Source organism: Microcoleus sp. BR0-C5 (genome assembly GCF_036705045.1).
GTDB lineage: Bacteria > Cyanobacteriota > Cyanobacteriia > Cyanobacteriales > Microcoleaceae > Microcoleus.
Map to the genome: position 1 here is coordinate 19,850 of NZ_JAUBTR010000038.1, position 19,596 is coordinate 39,445.

At 47.0% G+C, this 19,596-nt stretch carries 17 protein-coding genes; 10 read left to right on the forward strand and 7 right to left on the reverse strand.

Annotated elements, in window-relative coordinates:
- Positions 1–80: 80 nt before the first annotated feature.
- Both QUB08_RS18660 and QUB08_RS18665 read left to right on the forward strand, forming a co-directional pair.
- Complete coding sequence (locus QUB08_RS18660) at positions 81–1,169, forward strand: WD40 repeat domain-containing protein (protein WP_333226107.1); 1,089 nt, start codon at positions 81–83, stop codon at positions 1,167–1,169.
- Positions 1,170–1,293: 124 nt separating this feature from the next.
- A complete protein-coding gene (locus QUB08_RS18665) occupies positions 1,294–1,974 on the forward strand; it encodes a CADD family putative folate metabolism protein (RefSeq protein WP_333226108.1) in 681 nt (226 codons plus the stop codon).
- 106 nt (positions 1,975–2,080) lie between these two features.
- On the opposite strand, the gene QUB08_RS18670 is transcribed toward QUB08_RS18665, so the two are convergent.
- Complete coding sequence (locus tag QUB08_RS18670; protein ID WP_333226109.1) at positions 2,081–2,917, reverse strand: metal ABC transporter permease; 837 nt, start codon at positions 2,915–2,917, stop codon at positions 2,081–2,083.
- 416 nt (positions 2,918–3,333) lie between these two features.
- Positions 3,334–4,053 carry a metal ABC transporter ATP-binding protein gene (locus QUB08_RS18675; protein ID WP_333226110.1) on the reverse strand — a complete coding sequence of 240 codons (720 nt, stop codon included), beginning with the start codon at positions 4,051–4,053 and terminating at the stop codon, positions 3,334–3,336.
- 66 nt (positions 4,054–4,119) lie between these two features.
- Between QUB08_RS18675 and QUB08_RS18680 the strand changes: the two genes are divergently transcribed.
- A complete protein-coding gene (locus tag QUB08_RS18680) occupies positions 4,120–5,220 on the forward strand; it encodes a metal ABC transporter solute-binding protein, Zn/Mn family (protein WP_333226111.1) in 1,101 nt (366 codons plus the stop codon).
- Positions 5,221–5,336: 116 nt separating this feature from the next.
- Here the strand turns inward: QUB08_RS18680 and QUB08_RS18685 are convergent, their stop codons facing one another.
- The gene (locus tag QUB08_RS18685) at positions 5,337–5,597 is read right to left on the reverse strand and encodes a DUF7219 family protein (protein WP_006631574.1); all 261 of its coding nucleotides are present in this window, start codon (positions 5,595–5,597) and stop codon (positions 5,337–5,339) included.
- A gap of 289 nt (positions 5,598–5,886) precedes the next feature.
- A complete protein-coding gene (locus tag QUB08_RS18690) occupies positions 5,887–6,054 on the reverse strand; it encodes a metallothionein (RefSeq protein ID WP_333081421.1) in 168 nt (55 codons plus the stop codon).
- Positions 6,055–6,200: 146 nt separating this feature from the next.
- On the opposite strand from QUB08_RS18690, the gene QUB08_RS18695 reads away from it, so the two are divergent.
- Positions 6,201–6,611: a metalloregulator ArsR/SmtB family transcription factor gene (locus tag QUB08_RS18695; protein WP_333226112.1), complete on the forward strand. Its 411-nt coding sequence runs from the start codon at positions 6,201–6,203 to the stop codon at positions 6,609–6,611.
- A 121-nt stretch (positions 6,612–6,732) separates the two neighbouring features.
- Here the strand turns inward: QUB08_RS18695 and QUB08_RS18700 are convergent, their stop codons facing one another.
- The 3 genes from QUB08_RS18700 to QUB08_RS18710 all read right to left on the reverse strand — a co-directional run bounded on the left by QUB08_RS18700 (position 6,733) and on the right by QUB08_RS18710 (position 9,805).
- Positions 6,733–6,930, reverse strand: a complete 198-nt coding sequence (locus QUB08_RS18700; RefSeq protein ID WP_333226113.1) for a heavy-metal-associated domain-containing protein — start codon at positions 6,928–6,930, stop codon at positions 6,733–6,735.
- A gap of 362 nt (positions 6,931–7,292) precedes the next feature.
- Positions 7,293–8,153 (reverse strand): 3-deoxy-7-phosphoheptulonate synthase, encoded by an 861-nt coding sequence (aroF, locus tag QUB08_RS18705; RefSeq protein ID WP_333226114.1) that lies wholly within the window; start codon positions 8,151–8,153, stop codon positions 7,293–7,295.
- An 887-nt stretch (positions 8,154–9,040) separates the two neighbouring features.
- Positions 9,041–9,805, reverse strand: coding sequence for a sulfotransferase domain-containing protein (locus tag QUB08_RS18710; protein WP_333226115.1), 765 nt, complete (start codon positions 9,803–9,805; stop codon positions 9,041–9,043).
- A gap of 654 nt (positions 9,806–10,459) precedes the next feature.
- Here QUB08_RS18710 and QUB08_RS18715 point away from each other — a divergent pair.
- From QUB08_RS18715 to QUB08_RS18740, 6 genes are all read left to right on the forward strand, one after another.
- Positions 10,460–10,840: a hypothetical protein gene (locus QUB08_RS18715; protein WP_333226116.1), complete on the forward strand. Its 381-nt coding sequence runs from the start codon at positions 10,460–10,462 to the stop codon at positions 10,838–10,840.
- Between the two features lie 258 nt (positions 10,841–11,098).
- Positions 11,099–16,276: a hormogonium polysaccharide biosynthesis protein HpsA gene (hpsA, locus tag QUB08_RS18720; protein ID WP_333226117.1), complete on the forward strand. Its 5,178-nt coding sequence runs from the start codon at positions 11,099–11,101 to the stop codon at positions 16,274–16,276.
- A 40-nt stretch (positions 16,277–16,316) separates the two neighbouring features.
- Positions 16,317–16,949: a hormogonium polysaccharide secretion pseudopilin HpsB gene (hpsB, locus tag QUB08_RS18725; RefSeq protein WP_333226118.1), complete on the forward strand. Its 633-nt coding sequence runs from the start codon at positions 16,317–16,319 to the stop codon at positions 16,947–16,949.
- Positions 16,950–17,012: 63 nt separating this feature from the next.
- Positions 17,013–18,068, forward strand: coding sequence for a hormogonium polysaccharide secretion pseudopilin HpsC (gene hpsC / locus QUB08_RS18730; protein WP_333226119.1), 1,056 nt, complete (start codon positions 17,013–17,015; stop codon positions 18,066–18,068).
- A 58-nt stretch (positions 18,069–18,126) separates the two neighbouring features.
- Positions 18,127–18,759: a prepilin-type N-terminal cleavage/methylation domain-containing protein gene (locus QUB08_RS18735; RefSeq protein WP_333226120.1), complete on the forward strand. Its 633-nt coding sequence runs from the start codon at positions 18,127–18,129 to the stop codon at positions 18,757–18,759.
- Positions 18,760–18,873: 114 nt separating this feature from the next.
- Positions 18,874–19,512, forward strand: a complete 639-nt coding sequence (locus QUB08_RS18740) for a Uma2 family endonuclease (protein ID WP_333226121.1) — start codon at positions 18,874–18,876, stop codon at positions 19,510–19,512.
- Positions 19,513–19,596: the final 84 nt, after the last annotated feature.

Sequence of the window (19,596 nt, forward strand, 5' to 3'; positions counted from 1 at the left end):
ACAAGATGAAAATTCATCTTTTGTGGAACGGGCATCTTGCCCGTTCTTAAGAATAGTGCAACATCTCTGATTCAATAAATATGGGTAACAAAAAGACAAATAAAAGTGAACTAAACCTGCAATTTCACGCTAAAGAAATGCTGTCTGACTACGTAACTGCTATTACTTGGTCGCCGGATGGCACAACTTTAGCAGTCTGTTCCGCTGCGGGCGAAGTGATGCTGGCGAAAGTAGGGGAAATGAATGAATTGTGCTTGCAACCGCTACAAACTGCTACGGGTAAATCAGCCGATTGCTTGTCTTTTTCCCGCGACAGTCAATTCCTAGCTGCGGGCGGACAAGATGGAAAAGTGGGAATTTGGCGCGTTAATTCTGGGGAATTAATTGCTGATTTGAATAACCAGCGCGTCTGGGTTGATAAGTTAGCTTGGAGTCCCAACTGCAACCAGTTAGCTTTCAGTATGGGCCGCTACGTTCAAGTCTGGAATGCTGAGGATAATGTTGTTGAAGTAACGCTGAATTTCGAGTCATCATCTATCCTCGATTTAGCATGGCATCCTATGGTTCAATATCTGGCAGTTAGCGGCTATCAAGGTGTCAAAGTTTGGCATGGCGAAGACTGGGACGAAGACCCGGAAATTTTATCAGTACCCTCTGCAACAGGTGCAATTGCTTGGTCGCCACAAGGGGAATATTTAGCTTGTGGCAATATGGACAATACTCTCATTGTTAATGAATGGGGCAATTTTGAACCCTGGGTAATGCAGGGTTTCCCTGGGAAAGTTCGGGAGTTAGCTTGGTCGAGTAAAACTAATTCTTTGGGTGCACCTTTGTTAGCTGCTTCGAGCTCTCAAGGCATTTCCGTCTGGGAAAGAGACGCTGATGAAAGTGTCGGTTGGGCTTCTTGGGCGTTAGAGGTGCATGAAAATGTGGTAAGTGCGATCGCCTTTGAACCTACCACATTTTTATTAGCTTCTGCAGCCGCAGACGGTCAAGTTTGTTTGTGGTACGAAGCAGAACAATTGCTGCAAATTCTAGAAGGTGCAGAGGGCGGTTTTTCCTGTCTCGCATGGCATCCCGAAGGTCGGTTTCTCGCAGCCGGCGGTAGTGGCGGCGAAGTGCTGGTTTGGTCAAAGTCTATGCGTGGCAAAGGCTTCGGGCGGCGCTAAGTTGGCGTAATGGGCGATGCACCAGTTTGACCAAAAGATAAAAATTAAAAACTTGGTCTTGACAAAATGCTAAATTACAATAACATTTTAGTGGCTGCACTATCCTCAAAGGCGATCGACAATTATGACCCAACAGCAATTTATCGAACAACTCAACACGATTCTCGACCAAAACCACTTGCTGAAACACCCGTTCTACCAAATGTGGAACGAAGGTAAACTCGACCTCGCAATGCTGCAAGAGTACGCCAAAGAATATTATCTGCAAGTCCACAACTTCCCCACCTACGTCAGCGCTACGCACGCCGCCTGTGACGACATCAAAATTCGTCAAATGCTCCTCGAAAACCTGATAGAAGAAGAGAGAGGCGCTGCTAATCACCCTGAACTGTGGCTGCGCTTTGCCGAAGGTTTGGGTTTAGACAGAAAAGCCGTTATCGATCACGAACACTTAGAAAAAACCAGCGAATCCGTTCGCATTCTCAAAGACTTAGCGCGCAGCGAATCGCCCGTCACAGGTTTAGCCGCCCTTTACGCTTACGAAGCGCAAATCCCCGAAGTTTCTACAACTAAAATCGCTGGCTTGAAGGAATTTTACGGCATCGATTCCGAATCTGCTTTGTCTTTCTTTAAAGTTCACGAAAAAGCCGACGAGTTCCACTCGGAAGCTACCCGCGAAGCGCTGTTAGAACTTTGCCAAACTGAAGAAGCAAAACAGGAAGCGCTGTTAGCAACTGAGAAAGCAACTTTTGCTATCAACTTATTGCTTGACGGCGTTTACGAAGCTTATTGTCAAGCTAAGTAAGTAAGCCAGTCCTGGACGCAGCACCTTTATATGTAGCCCTTGTAGGGAAAATTTTTGCGTAACTAAGCGTAAAAAACGCACAACAGATAGAGTGCGTCCAGGACTGTTATCCTCTCTTTCGTGTCAAAATCCCTTGACTGGGACTGAACAGCAAAGCTACTAAAAATAACCCAAAAACAACCAACACAATTGCCGCACCCGATGGCATATTCAAATAATAGCTGAGATACATACCACTCACGCTAGCTGTCATCCCAAGAATTGCTCCCAATCCCATCATTAAATGTAGCTCTTTTACCAACAAATACGCCGTTATTCCCGGCCCGATTAATAGCGAAATTACTAACAGCGCCCCTACAGTTTGCAAACTCGCAACAATCGTCAGCGTAATCGCCGAAATCATCCCCAAATAAATCCAGTTTACAGGCAAACCGCACGCTTGCGCCCCCAGGGGGTCAAAAGTATAGAATAGCAGTTCTTTGTAAAAGATTTTAACCGTCGCCAAAATTATCAAAGTTATCACAAAAGTCTGCTGCACGTCAGCAGGTGCAACTGATAAGATATTCCCAAACAAAAAACCGTCTAAATCTAATTTGGTTGTCCGCAATAGGCTAATCAGCGTGATGCTAATTGCTAAAAATGTAGACAAAATTAAGGCCATAACTGCATCAATTTTCAGGCGCGATTGCGATTGTATCCAGGTCATTATTACCGCGCTGATAATTCCCGATATAAACGCGCCGATCGAAATATTGAAACCTAAAGAAAAAGCCACTGGCAATCCTGCTAATACTGAATGGGCAATCATGTCAACCATCATCCCCATTTGCTGTACAATTAAATAGGAACCAACAACGGCGCAGAGAATTCCTAGCAAAACGCCGACGGCGATCGCATTTCGCATGAACTCGAATTGTAGTGGCTCAATTAGTAGGTTTAACATTGAATTAGGTCAATAATAGGATTTTTTTAACTACAATCAATTGCACAGGCGGGACGCCCGTGGCACAATCAATTGCACAGGTAGGACGCCCGTGGCACAATCAATTGCACAGGCGGGACGCCCGTGGCACAATCAATTGCACAGGTAGGATGCCTGTGGCACAATCAATTGCACAGGCGGGACGCCCGTGGCACAATCAATTGCACAGGTAGGATGCCTGTGCCACAATCAATTGCACAGGTAGGATGCCTGTGCCACAATCCACTTCACAGGCGGGACGCCTGTGCCACAATCCACTTCACAGGCGGGACGCCTGTGCCACAATCAACTGCACAGGCGGGACGCCCGTGCCACTATCAATTGCACAGGCGGGACGCCCGTGCCACTATCAATTTTAAAGATAAATCTTTTTTTGCTTACGCTGAAACTAAACTTAAATCGTATCCATAGGCTTTTTGAATATTCGCGGCGGTGAGAACTTCCCGGCAGGAACCAGTCGCAATTAACTGCTTGTTGAGCAATAATAAATTATCGTACTGTTTTAAAGTTTCGCCTAAATCGTGGCTGATTACTAGCAATGTTTTATTTTCTGCTTTTAGTTCGGCAAAAATATCAAAAATAATTTCTTCGGTTGCTTTGTCGATCGCGTTAAAAGGTTCGTCGAAGAAGAATAAATCGGCTTGTTGGGCGATCGACCTTGCTAAAAAAATCCGCTGCTGCTGTCCGCCAGACAGTTCGCCAATTTGCCGATCGCGCAAATCCCACATTCCCACCCGTAGCAAAGCAGCTTTGACCAATTCTTGGGACTGCTTCGAGGGGCTGCGAAACCAACCAGTCTGGACGGTTCGCGCCATCATTACCGCATTCCAGACAGTAATCGGATAATCCCAGTCAATTTGCGATCGCTGCGGCACATAAGCCACCCGCGACAACTGTTCCTTCAGCAGCCGCCCCTGATATTTCACCAAACCCCGACAGGCCGGGATCAATCCCAGCATCGCTTTCACCATCGTGCTTTTCCCCGCGCCGTTGGGGCCGAACACACCGGTTAATTGTCCGGGATCTAACTGGAAATTCACGCTGTTGAGGGCCGCAATTCCGCGATAATTGACAGCCAAGTCTTGCACTTCTAGCATAATTAGAGATTTTGAGAACGATTCTTGTTCGTAGCTACTACAATAGGATAACTCGAAAAAGCAATAATGATTATCGTTCCAAAGGTGAAAATGTTAAAGAACTTGCCTGGAAAAACCCGCAGATTTTGCGGTGCCACTGTTTTGGCAATTGGCTGCGGGCTGGTTGGGTGCAGTGGAGGGCAGAACGCAACCAATCGGGCGCCAGAGAGTCCCGCCGCAACTCAAACTCAAGCCAGTCGGGCCGCCAACTTGCCCAAAGTCGTCGCCACGACTGGCGTTATCTGCAACATAACTAAAGAAATCGCTCAAAGTTCGATCGACACCACCTGTCTAATCAAGCCGGGAGACGACCCCCACGCCTATCAAACTAAGCCGGAAGACCGCAAAGCGATTGAAACAGCAAATCTGATTTTATACGGCGGCTACAACCACGAACCAAGCATCATTAAGTTAATTCAATCTAGTACCAACTCCGCACCCAAAATCGCCGTACACGAACTCGCAGTTCCCAAACCGCTGATGGGCGAACACGAGCACGAACACGGCGAAGAGAAAGCGGAAAACCAATCTCATGCAGAAGGCGAAAAAGTCCCTGACCCTCACGTTTGGCATAACCCTCAAAATGGCATCCGTATGGTAGAAACAATTCGGGATGAATTGATCAAAGTTTCTCCCACCAATGCTCAACTTTATACAAAAAATGCAGCCAGCTTAACAGATGAGTTGCAAAAAGTAGATACTTGGATCAAAGCTCAAATTGCGACTATTCCAGCCCAAAAACGCAAGTTAGTAACGACTCACGATGCTCTGAGTTACTATGCCGATGCTTACGGTTTGGAGATGGCTGGAGCTTTGCAGGGTGTGACGACAGAGGAACAGCCCACCGCAGCAAGAATTGCCGAATTATCCTCAGAAATTAAGACCGCAGGAGTGCCGACCATTTTTGCCGAAACTACAACTAATCCGAAGTTGATGGAGACTGTGGCGAGGGAGGCAAATGTCAAAATTTGGGACAAGGAACTTTACAGCGACGAGTTGGGCGGCCCCGGCACCGGTGCTGATACTTATCACGGAATGCTGAAAACTAATACTTGCGCGATTATTTCTGGCCTCGGTGGCAATTGTACTTCTTTTGCAGTAGAAACTGCACCAAATCCCAAACCATAGACTTTCTAAAGTTCGCCTACTAGCAAGCACCTTACATTTGCTGGGTACGCAGCAAAAGGCCACGCTTGCAATCGCAGGGGTTTTCGATTGCAAACGCTGCGTTTGCGGCGATGATTTTAAGGTGAATTTTGCTCCTCGGTACTGGGGGGTTTTTGGCCAATTCCCAATTGCTTCTTAGAGGATTTTAGGTCTTTCCAAAGCATTTTAATATCTTTATAGGCTTTCTCAGCACTAATTTTCCCCCCTGTTTCCAGCGAGCAAATATAAGTTATTTTTTGAGCAAACTCCTGCAAGTTGGCATTAAACGCCAAGTTTTCTGGCGTGAAATCACCGTAGTAGCGATTGCGAGGATGTAAAAAATCTTCCCGCTCTTTCATTGCCCCCTCCTAATTTAACTTTTGGTATTCAACTTTTGGTTCGGTCTCTGCTGTTAATAGCACTATTTGTATTCAGTATCGCGGCGCTAACTTGCTTCTATTGTATTGCGTAAGTAGCAATTGTGCTTTTTCGCTCTGTATTTAGTCTATTAATGCAGTCTTAACCTTAAGTTAGCTTTATTTTAACTTTTCTTTAACCTAAAAGCACAAAAAATGGGAAATGCGCGCTTCGCATCTCCCTTAAGATATATTTGGCAGTTGGTGATTAACCTTTTCTGAAGCCGAATATTTATTTGTGGCACTCGCAGCCTGTGTGGCCACAGCCTTGGCCGTTGGGGTGCCCGTCAGCGCAAGCACTGGAACAGTATGTTTTGCCGTCTTTTTCAATGGCTTCGCTGGGGCTGACAACGCACGAACATGAAGGACAGGCACATTTTGTTTGGGTGGCGGTAGTCATTTGAGCTTCTCCTGGTGGGGTTGTTTGTCTATACTTATATATGAACACATATTCAGATATAAGTCAAGGGAATGTAAAAGTTTTGTTACAAAAGGTTTGCCGATCGCACTAAAATGAAAATGAGAATTAAAACTAGCCGGGAAAAGATGTCACCCAACTCTGCTGTTAATGGAGCGATAAGTCAGCCTCCCGCACAAAACGATACACCAACGTGCGATCGACCGCACTTAGTTGACCGTTTGCGGGCCGGCGACATCCAAACACAAGTTCTCAACACCGCAAAAGCGCAGCGGATGGCTGAGTTTTTCAGTCTGTTGGGAGATGCGAATCGCCTGCGGCTACTGTCGGTTTTGGCAAAACAAGAACTGTGCGTGTGTGACTTGGCTGCGGCGTTGAGTATGAGCGAGTCAGCAGTATCGCACCAGTTGCGGGCATTGCGGGCTATGCGGTTGGTCAGTTACCGCAAGGTTGGGAGACAAGTTTTTTATAGTTTACTCGATCGCCACGTTTTGGAACTTTACCAAGCCGTCGCCGAACACTTAGACGAAGCAGATTAAGCTTTTGAGCATTGGGCATTGGGCATTGATAATGGATTTAAAATTCTGTAGGGGCGGCTTTTACCAATAATTTGGGCCTAAGACCAATAATCTCGTAAACCCGCCCCCACCTAACTAGATATTAATCTTCGACGGTGTGGCCCGTAGCAACAACCGCCTGTGTAATTGACTCTTCAGAAGCTTGAGCCTCAACCGTAACAGTCTTAGCTGCGACATCCACATTGACAGTAGCTTCGGAGTCAACAGTTTTGATGGCTTTGGTAATTGTATCAGCGCAGCCGGAGCAGACGATCGAGGGAACGTTAAGTAGTATTGCCATAATTAAGCAAATTTTCGTAGATGACAGTATTATTTTTTATTTTAATCTAAATTCGTGAAACACGCGCTTTCGCCGATTTCGGCAGGGGTTTAAACCCCTGCCTCAAAGCTCAATTCGGTTAAAACTGATATGTTGCAGCAATATCAATTAACCTTTTATGAACAGGCTTTTCGGCCTGTTCCACAAAAGATAAATTTTCTTGTGGAACAGGCCGAAAAGCCTGTTGCTGACGCCTGTTCCACAAAAGATAAATTTTCTTGTGGAACAGGCCGAAAAGCCTGTTGCTGAGAATGGTGCAAGATATCGGTTAAAACCGACTGTAGAGTTTGACGTTAAAAGTTATAGATTATTTCCCACTAATATCACTTCAAACTTAATACCTGTGAATGCACATTAATATCGGGTATGCAGCGACCAACGGCGGCGGCCACAGGGCGCAAACTCGCAACTAAATCAACCATATCTGGTAAAGAAAGAGCTTGCCGCGCGTCAGAAACCGATTTTTCGGGTTGCGGGTGACACTCAATAATTAATCCGTCTGCACCGCAAGCAACCGCTGCTTTGGCTAGTGGTGCGACTAATTCTCGCTTGCCGACGGCGTGAGAAGGGTCTACAATTACTGGCAAATGAGTTAACTGTTTCAGTGCTACGACTGCACCTAAATCTAATACATTCCGGGTGTAATTGTCGAAGCTGCGGATGCCTCTTTCGCACAGAACTACATGAGGATTTCCGTGACTGAGAATGTATTCGGCGGCCATCACAAATTCTTCGATTGTGGCTGATAAGCCGCGTTTTAGCAGGACTGGTTTTCCGGCTTGACCGATCGCCTTTAGTAACTCGAAGTTTTGCATATTCCGACTGCCTACTTGCAGCATATCAGCATAGGTGACAACTGGCTCGATTTGGGCGATCGACATTACCTCTGTCACTACGGGTAAACCGTAACGCCGGCTGACATCGGCTAAAATTTCGAGTCCCTCAATTCCCATGCCTTGGAAAGCATAGGGAGATGTGCGGGGTTTGTAGACTCCGCCTCGCAAAGCTTGTACGGAGGCGGCGGAGAGTTGGCGGGCGACGGTTTCCATTTGTGCGGAACTTTCGACGGTACAGGGGCCGCCGATGATTAATAATTCTTGGCCGCCGACTGAGACTGTTTCTGAGAGTTTGACAATTGTCTGGTGTTCGGGATGAGATTTAGTTACGAGTTTGGCTTCTAACATGAGGGTATTTTCCTGGAAATTTAAGTGGGTGGTTGACAACAAAAAACCCGGAACTTTTAGGAGTTCCGGGTTGGTGCGAAAAGACAGCGCGACAATTTACCCAGAACTTTGGTTGGGCCAAAAATAAAAGCTGTTGTACCAGTTACTGAATAATGTCATTGCTGTTTTCGCTTGTACTCGATTGGTTGTTGGGGAAAAAAGTAGAAAAAACAAAACCGCAGGTGTTAATCTGCGGTTCGCCCGGATGTTCACAGTGAATTGCAAATTCACTCCGGGCGAACTTGGCTGTACCAAAAATAAAAATAGCTGTTGGCTGTGAACTTGGCTGTGAACATAGCTGAAGTGCTGCGATTTGTGGATTAAACACAATACTATTGCACAAGCTAGCACAGACTGGTAGGAATGTCAAGCATTTTTTTGCAAAATGTAGCGAAACGGCATTGCCCATTGGTGTCATCAACTTAAGCCGACTATCTCCCAGTCCCCGAGTCCGCCAGGGAATGAATTCCCTGTCTAATAGCGAAAGTCCTCGCTATGAGGACTCAGAAGAAGATTTTTAAACTGATTAAGCTGTCGCACATTTAAATCGCATATTCGAGGCGGGTGGGACGCCCACCCCACTCATTGTTTGATTGTTTTTTAACAGACAATTTAAATGCCGCAACAACTTATACCATTTTTCTAAAGATGTGATAGAGATAAAATACCGCCAGACATTGATAATTATGTCTTTAAGTTTTGACATAAGTCTTGCATAACTTTAAAAAAATGGTATTAGTCCTCATAGCGAGGACTTTCGCTTTGAGGCAGGGGTTTCAACCCCTGACGGACTATGGGTTTTACCTTAAGTTGAAACCAATGGGCCTTGCGGTTTCCCTAATATGATGTTAATCCCAGCCGAAGTCTCGATCGCACAATTCGGCTAGTCTTTGGTTGTGCGATCGAAAATATGCTCTCAATTGGTCGTATACTGTCTCGCTGATGGGGGGATATTCGCTGGAGTTGAGCTTTCCGTAGGTTTTTAGTTGGTGGGGGGGTAAGTCTAAAAATTCGAGGACGGTGTTGAGGATTTTTGCTGGGTTGCTATACAAGTCTTCGCTTTTGATGATGGAGATTTGTGATTTGGGAAAAAGTTTCATCCAGGCTGGGAGTTGATCGGCGTAAATCCCACGGTTTAGATAGCTGTGGTGTTGGTGTTCGTAACTATAGTATTTGGGGTTGGCTAGGAGTTTTTCCATTTCGCCTTTGAGTCTTTCGGACTCGGCGGCGATCGCATCTTCTAATGAGAGTGTTTCGTATTTTATTCTGATATAATGATAGTAGTGGGAAATAGCGCGATCGACTGGGTTTCTCAGCAGGGCGATGATTTTAACTTTGGGACATAAATCATGAATTCGCTGGGGAACGTGGGGGTGAAATATGTAGTAAGGACTGGCTTCTCCGGTGATTCTTTTGGGGCTGTGTTTGGGCAGGGGAAATTGGGCATAGTACCAGTCTGGGCTTTTGTCGAAGTTTAAGTCAAAATAATGTACTTCTTTTTGGGTGGCATGGGCGATTTGGGGATGTTCGGTGAGATAGGAATAAAGCGATGTTGTGCCGCCTTTTTGGGCGCCGATAATGATGAAGTCTGGGGGTTTGGGAGTTTGTTTCATGGGTTGTAGGTTTTATATTTTGCAGTTGTACTGACAGTGTTTCGGATTTGGCATTTGTACCGATTGTCCGCCGGGGGTTAAAACCCCCGTCTCATAGCACAAGTCCTTTGAAAAGGACTGAATATGTATTTATATATAGCAGTTCTCAATCTTGGTGAGGTATGCCCACGGAGGCCTATGCCCGCTTATCAAGCGTGCACCTCATGTTATACCAATTTAATGTGAAGTTGCACATATCTCGCTCCCCCTCGCATACCCCCTACTCCCCCTGATTGTTGGGGAGTAGGGGTTGACTTTGAGAAGAATCTTGTCCCACCCCCTACTCCCCTTATTAAGGGGGGCTGGGGGATCGGATTCTATGCAACCTCATAAAAAATTGGTATTACTGAGAAAGGCTATAAGCTGTCACGCATTTAAATTGCATATTCAGGGCGGGCGAGACGCCCAACCCCCTACTCCCCACAAGACTTAGATTATTTTTTGACATTCTATTTAAATGCACAACAGCTTATCTAATATCTTAATATTTGATTAGTCCTGTTTAGAGGACTTTAGCTATGAGACGGGGGTTTTTAACCCCCGGCGGGCTGGGGCGCATTACGGCAATTCGATCGCACTTGGGCGCATTACGAAAATTCGATCGCACTTGGGGGCATGACGGTAATTCGATCGCACTTGGGGGCATTACGAAAATTCGATCGCACTTGGGCGCATTACGGCAATTCGATCGCACTTGGGCGCATTACGAAAATTCGATCGCACTTGGGGGCATTACGAAAATTTGATCGCACTTGGGGGCATTACGGCAATTCGATCGCACTTGGGGGCATTACGGCAATTCGATCGCCCAATTTAGATTCGATCGCGCTGACAGGCATAACTACTCGATGGGCAGATCGTGATTGTAGATTCCGGTGGTTGAAAGCGCTAGCAAGGCGAACACATCAACAAAGTCGGTCAGACAAGGGCTGGGAAATACATCAGATACGATCGCTGTTTTTGGGCGATCGAATTCACTCTGGCTCTGACCGCTGACATTTCAATTTAACTAGATTAGAGTGGAGTTAGGAATATCTAATTGGTGCGGGGCAAATCTTTCGCTGAAAAATATATGATCGGCGGTGGTTTTGCTTGGGGGTTTGTGGGTTTTATTTTTCAGCCAAAGTACAGATTTAAATTTGTGCAAGAGGCTGATATGCAAGTTGCAAAAAATGGGAACAATAAAGATGGGATTGTACTGTCGTGCAGTAACTACCAGCAATACCATCTCTGAAATTATTCAGGAAGGCGTCAATGTTTAAGAGCAAATTATCCAAAGTTATCGTGTCCCTGCTACGGCGGATTGCTGGTGTTACCAGATCCGGTGCGAAGCGGCTGATGAGAGCAATGCTGCAAGCGCTGATGGCTATGGGCCGCAGGGCTAAACTACCGATGGCGGGGTTTGTGCTGCCGACGGTGACGATGGTGTTGCTGGTAGTGATTTTGTTGACTGTGGCGATTACGCTGCGATCGTTTGATCGGGCGAATACGGCGCGTAACGTGCGCGTGAACCAGCAGGTGCTGGCGGCCGCGACTCCCGCGCTCGATCGGGCGAAAGCGAAAATTGAATATGTGCTGGGTGAAGGCCGGCCTGTGACGGGTACTCCCTCCGATCAACAATTGTACCTGGCGATGTCATCTTACCCAGCCGCCTCAACTTCTACAAACCCAGATTTATATAGCTTTGGGGACGAGGTGCGCCTAAAACTTAAAGCTAACCTAGACTCTGCTCCAGCCATATCTCCCGACCTTAAAGTTACCGAGCCAGGTTTTAATCTCGAAACAAATGAATCTATAAACACTGCTTGGAGATATCCCGTCGATACAAATAACGATGGTGAATTTGACACTTTTACCCTCTACGGCATATTCTTTCGCAGCCCCCCACGGATAAGAGGAGGTGCTAATGCAGGCGACTTCACGAGGGAAAGAAAACCGCTGGAAGCAAGAACGCCACCAATGTCGCTTGGGGTATTGAAAGAAGGATGCGAGGCGGCTGCAGGTAATAGCGCTAGTTTGGTAGGTGAATCTGGCTGGTACAGAATAGATGGCAAACTTAAAAAAAGTTTCTTTGTTTACACGGTTAATGTACCCTTTAAAAAGGAAGATCGTCTTAATCTTACCCCTAAAGAAATAGCATTAGGGCGATATAAAGAATTCACAGGAACTACCAGCATATCCGCTCTGGAATACCAGCAAGACCAAAGTCTCATTCCCCTCAGCAACAACGCGGTTGTATATGAAGACGACTTGGACATATCGCCCGGGCCTGAGTTCAATCTCAACGGGCGGGTATTCACAAATAGTAATTTGTTAGTTACCAACTTAAATGGGAAAGATAGGACACGACTATATCAAGTCAGCAGTAAGAAATCTTGTTTTTACGAGCAAGAAAATAGCAAAATAGTTGTTGGAGGCAATGTTGTTAATGGATGGGCGGGGAACACTAGCACCAGTTCACAAATAAATCCCATAGATGTACATCTTTTCAAAAAAACTAGCGACTCCGAACCAAATGTAAGCCCGCCAGCAATTGCAACCGCAACTCAATCTGTAAAAGAAAAGAGCCTTCAGGTAATTTACAACAGCGACGCTTATTCCAAGCGGTTAAATGCGCTAGTAAACGCTCAAATGCTAGCCGCTCCCACAACCGACCCAGTATCCGTTCAACGAGCGCAGTTGTCTCCTACCAACCTGCAGCGCAAAGATGCCTTAGAATCCTATTTTAAAGATCGGCTGCGGAAAGTTACTTTTGCAGAAGCACCCCTCGGAAGTGACGGAGGAGTAGTGTCTGGGGGTTCTTACCTTCAAGGCAGTGGGGACAGTCTCAGACCCATAGATGCCTGGAGCCTTCCTACCGCCGGAACTGCGACGGTAGGTGCTGCAGCCGGACCGACGGGACTTACTCTGGAACCCAATCTGCCACCAGCCAACAACCCTGCAAACGTACAACCCACTGACAGCGAACCAGAATTGGGCAATCGAGTCGCTATCGGCAACAACTTGCCAGCACTGCGGTGGGACGGGAGCAAGTTTCTAGGCAGCAATGACACACAAGAAGTTGACGGCGCAACCACATGGAAAGATGATACTACCGTAAAACGCACCCGCACAACACAAGTCACCAAACTTGCTGACGTGGGGGCGACAGACCGTGGCAACGGTTTAGGCGAAAAATATGACCCCGCAAATCCTTTCAAAGACGGTTTCTGGGAAGCATCAGCAGCCCAAATACCTAAAACAGCAGTCGATGGCACTGGCGGTTTGCGCGTGATCACCAGTGCAGGAGTTTATGATCGCACTAATTCTTTCCTACCGCCGCCTAAGTGGATCGATGCTGCTGGCAGATTGGTAACAGCTCCCGCTACTTACGACGACCCAGCAACAGCAGCCACAGAGAACTACCCTGTCGTCTGGCCGGACTCCATGCCAATGTCACCGCTGGGTCCGGGTTCTAAGGTATACGACAACGTGGCTGGGGATTGGGAAGATTGGCCAACAGGAGCAGCAGCCGATGGTACGGGTCTAGATGCAACAGTCGCATCTACTACTCTACTTCCAGGTATTGTTGAGCAGGCTACTACCGCTCGCAAATATGCCAAAGGCGACTTGCGGATGCGGGCAACAGCAGTGTATCACTACGAACACAGCGGCTACGACCCACTAGCAGGAACCCAACCAACGCAAGAACCCTATGCCTGCGTCAGCAGCTACTACGACCCCAGCAACGCTTCCACAGCAAAAAACATCACAACGGGAAGCCTAACCAATAATGCCAGCTTCGATGTCAGCGGCCAGGCTGGATTGGGATCACGGCCGGCATTTATCGGCTCTAACAACGGCATCACCTACAAATTCCCTGCAACAGCCAGACCGGGTGTTTCCACTATAGGGGCTAACGGCTTGCTGAGTGGTGGCAATGCAGTTTTGGATAATCAAGCCAACTTAGTATTCCCCGACGGTCGGTTTGCCAACGGGCCTTTGAGATCGGCTCTCCAAGTGCCCGAAGCCAGTCGCACTTTGGCACAAAAAGCTGCTATTGATTCAACGAATTGTGCCCTAAAAATACTTGACGGCACGATCGGCACTCCCGATCTTTCACTGATTCCTCACGGAGCAATTCAAGAAGTAGCATTTATTAATGGCAGAGAAGTCAAGGCGGTCGATCGGGACGACCCGAGTACCATCGTCAACGAAGCCTTTACCCTCAGCAGTCCAGTGGGTACTAGCGCAGCAGCAAAATTAACAGGCAATTACAATCAATCTCTAGAAGAACGAGAACCTCTAGAAATTCGTGCCACTCAGCTAAATATCAACGTCTTGCGCGGCAACAGACCCAAAGGTAGTACGACCGAGTGGTTGTTGCCGAACAGCGGGATTATTTATGCTACCCGGGACGACGCATTGCCCGATCGCAGCAATAGAGAAGATCCTGACAGCAGCAAAAGAAAAAGTCCTACAGACAGCCTGCTAGATCCAACGCGCAAGCCTAACGGCATAGTCCTGATTAATGGTCAGAAGCTATTTCGCGGTGCCGACACCCCCACAAGACCAACGAGCATAAACGATATAGTCAGAGAAAAAGGGCTGATTTTGGTATCGAATGTGCCGGTTTACATCAAAGGAGTCTTTAACCTTCACGGCACCATCCCGACTCCTCCTGCCGGTGGTACACCCACTTTGGTCAAAGTGGAAGAGTTTGATGTTCCTCTGACGCAACCAAATTGGGGAAATTTTTACGCTCGCGCTAAACTAAACGACAACTTTGCCTGTCGTGCGGGCGATCCGAGGCTCCCGAAGTGTACGGACGGCGACTTTTGGAGACCGGCAACTGTGCTGGCAGATGCAGTCCACCTTCTATCGCAAAATTACCGTTTTGGCTTCCGCAACGAGGGAGATTTTGACCTGAGAAACAATGCGGGCGCTGCTGCTGTATTACCCCGGAGACAGCAAGGATTTTTCAACAACAACTTTGTTACTAATGGACTGTCCAGCGGTGCGTTTTCAGACAACCTCACTTTACGAGGTACCACAGGTGCTAGCGGTGTAACGGTGACAGACGCTACCTACGCGGCTGCAGCTCCCCTGCCCCGGCTATGGAGTTCCTACTTCAACAACTTTGTCACCCCCGTCCAGCGGCGGGGGCCTTTCCCAGAGTATGTAATGGAAGTTTGTCCAAAACTGCCGGTTTCTGAGTGTAGGGATGCCGACTGGTTTGTGGATCTGACACCAGGAGCAGAACGGACGGCAAAAACTCTAATTGATGCGGGTACGACGACTTATACGTCTCCTGACCCTGCTAACCCTACTACTTCTCCTTTTCAAGCTGGCTCGACCGTCGATCCTCCGATTCCAGCATTGCAGCGATTCCCCCGTCGCGTGGCTTTTGAGAGAGGCACCGCTAATGACTTAGTAACCCCCCTCACTCCAAAGCCTTTGGGGATTAGTGCAGGCACAGGAACTATTACACCTGGTGTAGTCGGCCGTGTAAGAGGAAATAACGCTCTGTGGTTTGCTGCAGTGAATAGCGCGGGTAATGTGGTTTACAATGCTACCAATCTTCCGTATCGGGTAAACACCAACACTACTGCTGCCGGCACTACAGACGGCAGCAAAGTACCTCTACCAACTCTCGCCGCAGCAAGCACTGTAACATTACCAGCAGTAACAGTACCGCCAGCAAGGTACACCTACAACGGGTCGCAGCCGCTATTAGTACCAGTTCCGCAGCTCATGGGTGTAACAGAAGTAACAGGCTCAGGCCCATCATACCCCCCACGAGGTACTAAAACCGTACAGGAAACAGGGTGGATACCCCAGGCTGTAGAGACTACATTCAATCTGATTGTTGGAGCGGGCGACACTCCTTCGAGGGCGCTAGACACTGCCTCGGGTGACTTTAACGGCGGTTTGCAAAACTTGCCCCGATTCTTGGAAATGTGGCGCACCGGACCAAGAACTTCAATAACTGAGGTTTCTAATAACGTCCAAGGGTCTTTCATTCAGCAAAACCGCAGCGCTTTTAGTACCGCACCCTATCAGCCAATTTTGCCTGATGGCTATCCGACAAATGCAGTCGATCAGCTCGCCACTCTGTTCTCCCTATCCGCCACTCCTACTACAGCGCCTACTCCTTTTACTGACAGTCAGGCACTAATTACATACAACACGACGAACGGCCCAGCTAGAATTCCATACTTCACCCCGCCCACCCGGAACTGGGGTTATGACGTGGGCTTGCTATCTCAGCCACCTGACTTATTTACCCAAAAGTTCACTACTCCTCCCAAGACTGAGCCGACGGAGTATTTCCGCGAAGTACCTCGCAATGACGATTGGGTAAAAACTTTGATGTGCGGAGTTACAGACCAGACTAGCAAGCCAGCGACCGAAACCCTCACAACTGCCGATCGAAATCAATGCCCGACTTAAGCCTCTAACTTTCCGCCGTGCAATTACTGGAGTCCTATTTATGACTAAGCAAAAACAACACCAAAATTTATCCCAGTCACGAGATGGTGGCTACACGATTATCGAGTCATTGGTAGCGATGATTGTAGTTTCGGTGCTGATGATTGCTATCGCCCCGGTGATGGCTTACTCAGTAGCGACTCGCGTACAAGCGCGGCGGGTGGAACTGGCCACACAGGCGGCGAGATCTTACATTGACGCTCTCAGGACGGGGGCGCTCAAGCCGAACAATCCGACAAACCCTGGTTTTCCTATCCAAGATACGTCTGTGGCTCCTGCTGTTGCTCCTCCTCCTGCTTCTACAAACCCTCAGAATAATTTGTACTGCGTTAACTTGGATGAAAAGGCAGGTTGTGCTGGCAGCAAAGAGTTTTTTGTTCAAGGTACTTGGCGAAATCGAGCTAATCCGGCCGATCCGACAACAACAGGCTACGAACTTACTGTGCGGGTTTACCGGGCGGATGGGTTTACCGGAGGTACGATGACAACCCAACAGCAATCCGTGGCTAATTCCGCTCTTGGCAACCCTAAAGCACCTTTGGTGGTAATGAACACACAAATTCCCCCTACTACACGAGGAGGTACCTCCGCCTATCAATCGTTGTGCGATCGTACCAAGGGCTGTAATAACTAATAATCAAAGTCGCCGTTATTCAATTTAAAATCGCTCCCCCCTTTGACAAAGGAAACAGTCAAAATGAAAAATTTACTCAGGTTGCTTCTCAAAAGTCAGCACCAGAAAAACAGATCCAAGAGAGCTCAAACAGACAAGGGCATGACTCTGGTTGAGCTATTAGTCGGAGCAATTATGGCGTTTTTAATCATTACGCCGATGCTCGGTTTTGTAGTCGATATGCTGAATACCGACAGGAGGGAACAAGTCAAGTCAAATACCGAGCAAGACCTTCAGGCCGCCGTTGATTTCATCGCCCAAGATTTGAGCCAAGCTATTTATATTTACGATAACGATGGAATTACTGCTCTTAAAAACAGCAACAGCCTGCGTCCACCTACTACCGATCCTGCAGGAACTCCAATTCTCGTATTTTGGAAGCGACAGCTTCAGCCAAAGGCTCTTCCCGTTCTTCCAACAGCCGCCAACACTCCTAACCCAGCTAATTGCAATACTACAGATAAACCATGTAATGACGCCTATGTTTTATCGTTAGTCGCCTACTACCAGATTAATGAGAACAATCCTGCATCTATTTGGTGTCAACCATCAGGAGCCAATTGTCCTACCCGTATAGTTCGGTATCAAATTCGAGACGGACTGAAAGACCCTAAAGCAGCAAGTCCAGCTACCAATCCTTATTATGCTTCTGTAAAGACAGGACAAGAACGCAGTCCAGCTTACAATCGACTTTTTGACCTCAGTAAGCCCCTGGAAAATGTGACGGAACCAAACGTTAATTGGGAGTCTGGTGAAGTATTAGTTAATTACCTCGACTACGGCAAAGAGCCGAAATTAATAGGGAATGAATGTAGGACCGCTTTGGGGAACCCCACTACTCAAACTGGAGCTACAACCTCCCCAATTACAGAAGACACTCTAAAAGTAACAGATAGAACAACAAAGGAGATCAACAGCTTTTACGCTTGTGTTGATACAGAAAGAAATGTAGCCAGAGTTACTATCCGAGGAAATAGCCTGCGCCGCATTCAAACCGATGCTGATTATAATGAAAAAAAATCGGCATATTTCCCAACAGCAAGCGTGCAAGTACAAGGTTTAGGTTCATTAGGAAAGTAGCTCATTTCTGAAACACATTTCTGAATCGCCGCCCGCCGATAAACAATAGGAGAATACCATGAAAACACCACCAATATTATTAAAACTTTTGCATAACGCGGCTGCCAAGCCCAGCCCTAATTTCCACAAAACTGCATCCAGAAAAGGCGATGGAGGATTCACCCTTCTAGAAGTGTTGGTGATAGCGTTAATCATAGGTATATTTAGCTCGATCGCAGCTCCAAGCTGGCAGGGATTCATCAACAGACAAAGAGTTCGCACTGTCAACGATCGCGTCCTCCAAACCTTGCGAACTGCACAAAGCGAAGCCAAGCGAACTAAGAGCGATGTCACAGTTAAATTCAATTACGATCCTAATGCTAATCCGCCAGTTAAGCCAACATATACGATAAATACTAATACTCCACAAAATTTGGATGCAGGAGGCGAAATAAAGCCCGGACAGGTCAAACTTTTTGCTCAAGCTAATGGAGTTTCCACAATCAAATCAATTACTTTTAATTACCAAGGCTGGATCACAAGCCCATCAATACAAAGCAGAACGCCACGACAACTAACTGACGGTTTTACAGTGACAATTTATCCACCCGATTCTCTACCTAATACCGCTGGTAAGCAGTGCGTAATTGTGGAAACTCTCATAGGAGGAATGAGAACTGGTGAAGGAAATGATTGCCCACCACCATCCTAGCTTTCAATAAATTTAATCTTAATCTCTAACAGCAGTTCCGCATAAGTGTAGAATTGCTAAAATATATTAACATAAATTATTTTATATTTCCAATCTAATTAAAACAGTCAAAAAATGCAGCTAGAACTAAAACAAATAATCATCCAGCCAGGAAATCAACTATTACTCAAAGACATAACCTGGCCGATGTTTGAAACCCTACTAACAGAATTGGGAGAAAGTCGCGCATCCCGACTTTCATACAGCAAAGGAACATTAGAAATCATGGTTCCCCTACCCGAACACGAAGTTGGCAAAGAAAATATTGGGGACTTAGTAAAAATTCTCCTTGAAGAATTAGACAGAGAATTTTGGTCACTAGGTTCCACCACCTTCAAAAATCAAAAAATGGCTCAAGGAGTAGAACCAGATACCTGTTTCTACATCCAAAACGAAGCCGCAGTCAGAGGCAAAAACCGCATCGACTTAGAAACAGACCCACCTCCCGATTTAGCCATAGAAATCGACCTCACCTCCCGCACTCAGTTCAACAACTACGAAGCATTAGGAGTTCCCGAATTGTGGCGCTACAACGGCCGCAACCTGCAAATCAGCGTATTGCAAAATGGAAAATACATACAGTCCGATCGCAGTCTCCAGTTTCCCAACTTCCCCATCACCGAGCTCATCCCCCAATATTTAGAACAAAGCAAAACAGCCGGCAGAAACGTCGCCATGAAAGCCTTTCGATCTTGGGTGAAAGCGCAAATTTAGCGGGGCGATGACAAAATTGCTGTAGGGAAACTAAAGCGATTAAAAGGGCGGGTTTTCGTGATTGTCAATTATGGGCAGATATTG